Source organism: Bradyrhizobium valentinum, assembly GCF_001440405.1.
GTDB lineage: Bacteria > Pseudomonadota > Alphaproteobacteria > Rhizobiales > Xanthobacteraceae > Bradyrhizobium > Bradyrhizobium valentinum.
Genome location: NZ_LLXX01000146.1, coordinates 22970 through 29785, shown reverse-complemented (window position 1 = coordinate 29785; position 6816 = coordinate 22970). Strand labels below are relative to the sequence as shown.

Annotated in this window: 8 protein-coding genes; 1 reads left to right on the top strand and 7 read right to left on the bottom strand. The window is 64.8% G+C overall.

Features of this window, described 5'->3' with window-relative positions; genetic code table 11:
- From CP49_RS47855 to CP49_RS26070, 6 genes are all read right to left on the bottom strand, one after another.
- Positions 1-331: tetraacyldisaccharide 4'-kinase (locus tag CP49_RS47855; protein WP_245310871.1), on the bottom strand; the 331-nt coding region annotated here is incomplete at its 3' end.
- Positions 324-1628, bottom strand: coding sequence for a 3-deoxy-D-manno-octulosonic acid transferase (locus CP49_RS26090; RefSeq protein ID WP_245310870.1), 1305 nt, complete (start codon positions 1626-1628; stop codon positions 324-326). The genes CP49_RS26090 and CP49_RS47855, both read right to left, overlap by 8 nt.
- Entirely contained in the window at positions 1621-2334 is a 714-nt protein-coding gene (locus CP49_RS26085; RefSeq protein ID WP_057853035.1) for a lysophospholipid acyltransferase family protein, read from the bottom strand. Before CP49_RS26085 ends, CP49_RS26090 begins: the two co-directional genes overlap by 8 nt.
- A gap of 12 nt (positions 2335-2346) precedes the next feature.
- Complete coding sequence (locus CP49_RS26080; protein ID WP_057853034.1) at positions 2347-2595, bottom strand: DUF4170 domain-containing protein; 249 nt, start codon at positions 2593-2595, stop codon at positions 2347-2349.
- A gap of 93 nt (positions 2596-2688) precedes the next feature.
- Positions 2689-3498 carry an inositol monophosphatase family protein gene (locus CP49_RS26075; RefSeq protein ID WP_057853033.1) on the bottom strand — a complete coding sequence of 270 codons (810 nt, stop codon included), beginning with the start codon at positions 3496-3498 and terminating at the stop codon, positions 2689-2691.
- Positions 3485-4897, bottom strand: a complete 1413-nt coding sequence (locus tag CP49_RS26070; RefSeq protein WP_057853040.1) for a TldD/PmbA family protein — start codon at positions 4895-4897, stop codon at positions 3485-3487. The genes CP49_RS26075 and CP49_RS26070 overlap by 14 nt, the downstream gene beginning before the upstream one ends.
- Positions 4898-5182: 285 nt before the next feature.
- Between CP49_RS26070 and CP49_RS26065 the strand changes: the two genes are divergently transcribed.
- Positions 5183-5710 (top strand): DUF6101 family protein, encoded by a 528-nt coding sequence (locus CP49_RS26065; RefSeq protein WP_057853039.1) that lies wholly within the window; start codon positions 5183-5185, stop codon positions 5708-5710.
- 175 nt (positions 5711-5885) lie between these two features.
- Here CP49_RS26065 and ubiA read toward each other — a convergent pair whose 3' ends face one another.
- The gene (gene ubiA / locus CP49_RS26060) at positions 5886-6815 is read right to left on the bottom strand and encodes a 4-hydroxybenzoate octaprenyltransferase (RefSeq protein ID WP_057853032.1); all 930 of its coding nucleotides are present in this window, start codon (positions 6813-6815) and stop codon (positions 5886-5888) included.
- Position 6816 lies beyond the last annotated feature (1 nt).

The window sequence follows — 6816 nt, the reverse complement described above, 5'->3', positions numbered from 1 at the left end:
CTGCCAGCATCAACGGCTCGTCGCCGACATCGGAAGCCGCGTGCCTGACAGGATCGACCCTGACCGGCCCGCGCAATTCACCGCCATAGCCGCGGCTGAGCACGACCGGCGTCTCGCCGAGCTCGCGCAGCAGCTTCGCCAGCGCCAGCACGGTCGGCGTCTTGCCGGCGCCGCCGACGCTATAATTGCCGATGCAGAGCACCGGAATGCCGGCGTTCAATCCCTTGCGGTGCAGGCGCTTTGCGGCAACGGCGCCATAGAGTGCGGCGAGCGGTTTCAATAGATGCTTGTTGAGCGAAGACGGGCCGTGCCAGAAGCCCGGCTCACGCATTGGCGGCTCCCATCTCGATCCGCAATTGCAGCAAGTACGGCTCGAGCGAGCTGAGCGTTCGCTCCAGCGCGCCGCCGAGCTGCCCGACCACGCGCTCGGACGCAGTCAGCACGGCTTCGCGCGCCTTGGGATCGGCGAGCATCTGCCCGAAGTGCTTGACCAGCGCTTCCTGCGTATCCGCCCGCCGCGCGCCGCCGGCCGAATCGAGGGCTTCGTAGACGTCGGTGAAATTGAAAACGTGGGGGCCGTGGACCACCGACGCACCGAGCTTGATCGCCTCGATCGGATTCTGCCCGCCATGCTCGACCAGCGACCCGCCCATGAACACGATCGGCGCCAGCCGGTAGAACAATCCCAATTCACCCATGGTGTCGGCGACATAGATGTCGGTCGTAGCGGTGGGTAGATCCTCGTGCGAGCGCAGGGTCGGATTGAGACCCGCGGCAGAGATCATGCGCGCGATGGCCTCGCCGCGATCGGGATGCCGCGGCACGATCACGGTGAGCAGCTGTGGAAAATAGCGGGCGAGCGTCCGGTGGGTTTCCGTGAGGATTTCCTCTTCGCCGGGATGCGTGGAGGCCGCGACCACCACCGGGCGGCCGCGCGTCATCGACATCAACATATCCAGTTTGTTGCCGTCGGCCGGCGGAGCGGGAACGTCGAGCTTGAGATTTCCCGTGACGATGACGTTGCGGCTGCCCAGAGCGGCAAAGCGATCGGCATCGGTCTGTGACTGCGCCAGGCATACGTCGAACTTGCCAAGCAGCGCCGAGATGGTCCCTGCGACCCGGCGCCAGCGCGGAAACGAGCGGTGCGACATCCGCCCGTTGATCAGCACCATCGGCAACCGCCGCGCGGCGCTCGACAGGATCAGGTTCGGCCACAGATCGGATTCGATGAACAGCGCCAGCGAGGGCCGCCAATGATCGAGAAAACGCGTGACGTAGCGCGGCGAGTCGTAGGGCACATATTGATGGATGACGTCAGAGGGGAACCGCTTGGCGACGATCGCAGCCGAGGTCACCGTGCCTGACGTCACGAGGATACGCAGGTCGAGCGCGCGCAGCCGCTCGATCAGCGCAGCCGCTGCCAGCACCTCGCCAACGCTGGCGCCGTGAATCCACACCAGTGGGCCTGGGGGGCGGACGTCGGCGCTGATGCCGCGGCGCTCGCCGACCCGCGCCGGATCTTCTTTGCCGAGCTTCAATCGCCGGCTGATCAACGCAGGCGACAGCGGCACCATCGCGAACGACAGTTTCCGGTAGACGCGCAACGTCATCGGCAGCGAATTAGCCAAGAGCGGCCTCCGGACGGCCGACGGCCTTATAGGCGCGACGGGTCGCTTCGTTCAGATAAGCTTCTACCTGAAGACGCAGCTTTTCCATAGTCTCGGCATCGGCATCCGGCGGCACGTATACATGTCCAACGCCTACCACCGCACCGCGCCCGAACGGCAAATTGATGGTGGTAGAGTCCCAGTTCTTCAACCGGATGAATCGGCTGGTCACCATCGCAAAGGGCATGATCGGCCGGCCCGACTCCCGCGCCAACATGATGATTCCGAGCCCCACCACCCGCGCGCGCTTCGGCACGTCGGCGGTGGTAGCGACGTTCCACTTTTCTTCGAGCGCCTGCAGCATTTCCCTGAAGGCGCCGACGCCACCCTTGCGGTGAAAAGCGCCGCCGTGATCGCCGGAGCCGCGGATGGTTCCAATGCCGAGCCGCTCGGCGGCAATGGCGTTGAACTCGCCGTCGCGATGCCGCGAGATCAGGACCTTGGCGCGATGGCTCTCCTTGGTCTTGATGAACGGCGTCATGAAATGCTGGCCGTGCCAGAATGCGAAGATCGCCGGCATCTCCGGCTCGACGATGTCATAGACGGTGGCCGGCTCATAGCTGAAGCGATTGGTCAGCCAGACCAGCCGCAGATATTCGGCCGCGAGCACCCCCAGCGCGCGCTGAACCCAGGTGCTGCGCAGCAAGTCGCGAAGGAATCGTTTCAACTGCAGGACTTCTTAACTGGAGGACTTCGTGTCTTGACCTGGATCGAGCAGCCGGTGGAGGTGAACCACGAAGTAGCGCATGTGGGCGTTGTCCACGGTCTGCTGCGCCTTCGCCTTCCAGGCCGCGTGAGCGGATGCGTAATTGGGATACACGCCGACGATGTCGACCTGGTCGAGGTCCTTGAACGTGGTGTGTTCGAGATCGGTCAACTCGCCGCCGATGACGAGATGAAGCAATTGCTGCGGGGCACTATCTGGCATGTTGGTCTTTCCTAATGAGATGCCCGGCAAGCAGGAGCGACAGCGTTTGTCGCGGCGTGGACGGGATGATTTGTGGCACGGATTTCGACCGATTCAGGGCAACGGACGATTTCGGAAATGCTCGACAATGCGCGCATGCCGATCCTGTCCCGCCGCCACCAGCACCCCGTGCACCACCTCCCGGCGATTATACTCAATCGCATCCCCCGAGAGCGCGGTCATTCTACCATTCGCTTCCTGCACGATCAAATTCGCCGCGGCAAGATCCCAGTCGCGGCTCTGACCGCCTGCAAAAGCGGCATCGAGGCTGCCGTCCGCAACCCGGCACAACCGAAGCGCCAGCGATCCGATTCGCGGATGCAGCGTGATCTCGTCCGGTGACGAACTCAGCCGCTGCACCAGCGGCTTCGGACCGGCCATGCGGGAAAAATCGAGGTCCGTTCCTGCGGTTGCACGCACCGGCACTTCGTTGCGCGTGGTGCCTTGCCCGCGGACCGCGAAGAAGAATTCGTCGCTGGCGGGAGCGAACACCGCCGCCAGCACCGGCGCCGAACCCGCGACCAGCGCCACGCTGACGCACCAGTCTTCGCGGCCGGCGAGATAGGCGCGGGTGCCGTCGATCGGATCGACGATCCAGACCAGCCCCTTGCCGAGACGCGCGTCGTCGTCGACGCTCTCTTCCGAGAGCCAGCCATAATCCGGCGTCGCCGCGCGCAGCCGCCGCTCCACGAGGTCGTTGACCGCGATGTCGGCTTCGGAGACCGGCGACGAGGCGCCCTTGGTCCAGTTCTTCAGCTCGGTGCGAAACAACGACAACGCCAGCGCACCGGCTTCGCGCACGGTGTCCCTCAACAGCGCGGCATCGCGCGCCGAGATCCGGTCGGCGGTATCAGCGTCCGCCAAGCGTCAGGCCCTCGATGCGCAGCGTCGGCGCGTTGACGCCATAGCGGAATTCCAGATCGTTGGCGGGAACCAGCGATTTGAACATCGCCAGCAGATGCCCCGCGATCGTCACCTCGCTGACGGGGTAAGTGATCTCGCCATTCTCGATCCAGAAGCCGGAGGCGCCGCGGCTGTAATCGCCGGTCACGCCGTTGACGCCGGAGCCGATCAGGTCGGTGACGTAAAAACCCTGCTTGATGTCGGAGATCAGTTCCTTCGGCGTCATCTCGCCGGGCTCGAGATGCAGATTATACGATCCCGGCGACGGCGACGACGAGACGCCGCGATGGGCATGCCCGGTCGTGACCAGCCCGAGCTCGCGCGCGGTCGCGCAATCGAGCAGCCACGTGGTCAACACTCCCTCATCGATGAGCGCGAGCTTCTTCACTTTCACGCCCTCGGCGTCGAAGGTCTGCGAGCGCAGACCGCGCACCCGCAAGGGATCATCGATGATGCGGATATTCTTCGCGAACAGTTGATCGCCCATCCGGTCCTTCAGGAAGCTCGTCTTGCGCGCGATCGAAGCGCCGTTGATGGCGCCGACGAGATGGCCGACCAGCGATGCCGACACCCGGGGGTCGTACACGACCGGCACCTTGCAGGTCTCGACCTTGCGCGGATTGGCGCGTGCCACGGTACGCTCCCCCGCCCTGCGGCCGACGCTTTCGGGCGACGCGAGGTCGGAGGCATGCGGGGCCGAGCTGAAATCGTAATCGCGCTCCATCGTCGTGCCTTCGCCCGAGATCGCGGTCACGGAGATGCCGTGGCTGGAGCGCAGGTAAGAGCCGTGGAAGCCGGTCGAGGTCACCAGCACCATGCCGCCGATGCCGCTCGAGGCGGACGCGCCGCTCGACTTGGTCACGCCCTTGACCGCCAGAGCTGCGGCCTCCGCTTCGCAGGCGCGGCGCTCCAGCTCGCTTGTGGTCGGAATATTGCGGTCGAGCAGATCGAGATCCGCGAACTCGCGCGCCAGCAGCGAGGGGTCGGCGAGGCCGACATATTTGTCGTCGGGCGCGACGCGGGCCATTGCGACCGCACGCTCGGCAAGCTTGGCGACGCCGTCGCCGGAGATGTCGTTGGTGGAGACCACCGCCTGGCGCTGTCCGACCAGCACGCGCAGGCCGACGTCATCTCCTTCCGAACGCTCGGATTCCTCGACCCGGCCATCGCGCACTTCAACCCCCTGCGAGACGCCGCGCACCGCGACCGCGTCCGCGGCATCTGCACCGGCGCGCTTGGCCGCCTCGACCAGTTGCTGCGCCAGCGTCGAGAGCGCCGATTGATCGAACAGGTCGGAGGCCGCGTCAGAGGTCTTCTGGGACTTCGAAAGCTGTGACGTGCCGGATGGTGAAGAGTTCACAAACAAAATCCCTGACATTGAAGGGGTTTCAGGCGCAGATCGCAAGGTCCTCAGATGTGCCTGATTCACAGGGATTTCAAGCATTTTGCGACGCCAAATACCAAACAATTTCGGCATTTGCGCAAGGTCTCGTCAATCATGCGTGCCAAGGTCTTGTCAATCATGCGGGGAGATCCAGGGCGGGTGACGTCTCCTTAACCAGGCTTTTTAAGACGAAACGGAAATCGCTCGGCTAAGGTCTCGCGTATCGACCGGGAACATAATCCCGGCGGGGAGATGAGAGCCGTGAGGCGTCAAACAGCAATAAGCGGGATCAATCCCGCCGGGTCGAGCCGTGCACTGCGGCTCGACCCTCTTTCTCTGCCGCTTAGCTTCCATGCGCACGACACCCGCGCAGACGGCGGCGTGCGAAAAATCGAACTCCATCGCGAACGCGTTGTGCTGCACCGTGCCGTCAAGGGCATGCGGATGGCGATCAACGTCCGCGTCAGCGACTTTCTTGGCGTCGCGTTGCGTGGTCTCGACGACGACGCACAGATGCTGGTGCTGGCGCATCGCGACCCCTCGCTGAACATTCCCTTGTGCGTGAGCTCCGACGATGAGGAGATCGCTTCCGCCTGGCAGATGTGGAGCGACATCTTCGCGCTGCCGCTATTGGCGGAAGATGACCACGGCGAACCGGCCGCCCGGCGCCGCCGCCACAACGCGATCCGCGCCCGCCGCCCGAAATTCCTGGTGCGCCGCCGCGCCGGCGACCTGCTCAACCCGGCCAATATCCATCAGGGCGAACGCGAGATCATCGCGCGGGATTAACCTCGTCATCGCTCCTGCAGGATGAGTGAGACGCTCCTCATCGCTGTCGTCCCTGCGAACGCAGGGACCCATACTCCGCGGCAGCACTTATTGAGCGCGCGGGTCGACGACCTTCTTCAACAACGAAAGCCTGTGGTTATGGGTCCCTGCGTTCGCAGGGACGACGACGGACACACTACGCGCGCACCACCGCGTCAACCAAGAGTCCTGCGAACAGCAACAGCCCCGCATCGCGGTTGGACCAGAATACCCGCAGGCACAGTGCGGGATCGCTGATGTCCAATCGCCTGATCTGCCAGGCGAGATGCGCGGCGAACGCGACCAGGCCGATCCAGGCCGGCCAGCGTGCGCCGCCCAGAGCCAGCGCTACGCCGATCAAGATCACTGCGAGCGAGTAAAACACCGCGAGCGCGCGATGGGTGCGCGCGCCGAACAGGCGGGCGGTGGACTTGATGCCGATCAGCGCGTCGTCCTCGGCGTCCTGGTGGGCGTAGATCGTGTCGTAGCCGATCACCCAGGCGATCGAGCCGGCATAGAGCACGAGCGCGGTCAGATCGATCCGCCCAAGCGTGACCGCAAATCCCATCAGCGCGCCCCAGGAGAAGGCAAGCCCCAGCACGACCTGCGGCCACCAGGTGATGCGCTTCATGAAGGGATAGACGGCGACGATGACGAGCGAGGCGATGCCGGTCATGATCGCGAAGCCGTTGAACTGCAGCAGCACTGCCAATCCAATCAGCGCCTGCAGGACCAGGAAGGCAAACGCCTGCGTCACGCTGACCTGCCCGGCGGGCAATGGCCGCGACCGCGTCCGCTCGACCCGCGCGTCGAGATCGCGGTCGGTGATGTCGTTCCAGGTGCACCCTGCCCCGCGCATGACAAAGGCGCCGATGAAAAACAGCACGATCACGAGCGGCAATTGCGAGACGTCGCGGGCAATGCCGGCGGCCAGCGCCGCCGACCACCAGCACGGCATCAGCAACAGCCACGATCCGATCGGACGGTCGAAACGGGAAAGCCGTAAGTAAGGCCGCGACCAGGACGGCGCGCGCGTATCGACCCAGTTGCCGGTCGCATCGGCAACGCGGGTGGTCGCGTCGCTCATC

Bases quoted from the DNA above. Each gene is read 5' to 3' on its own strand.
- CP49_RS26080 (WP_057853034.1), bottom strand. From the start codon at position 2,595: ATGCCAGATAGTGCCCCGCAGCAATTGCTTCATCTCGTCATCGGCGGC.
- ubiA (WP_057853032.1), bottom strand. From the start codon at position 6,815: ATGAGCGACGCGACCACCCGCGTTGCCGATGCGACCGGCAACTGGGTC.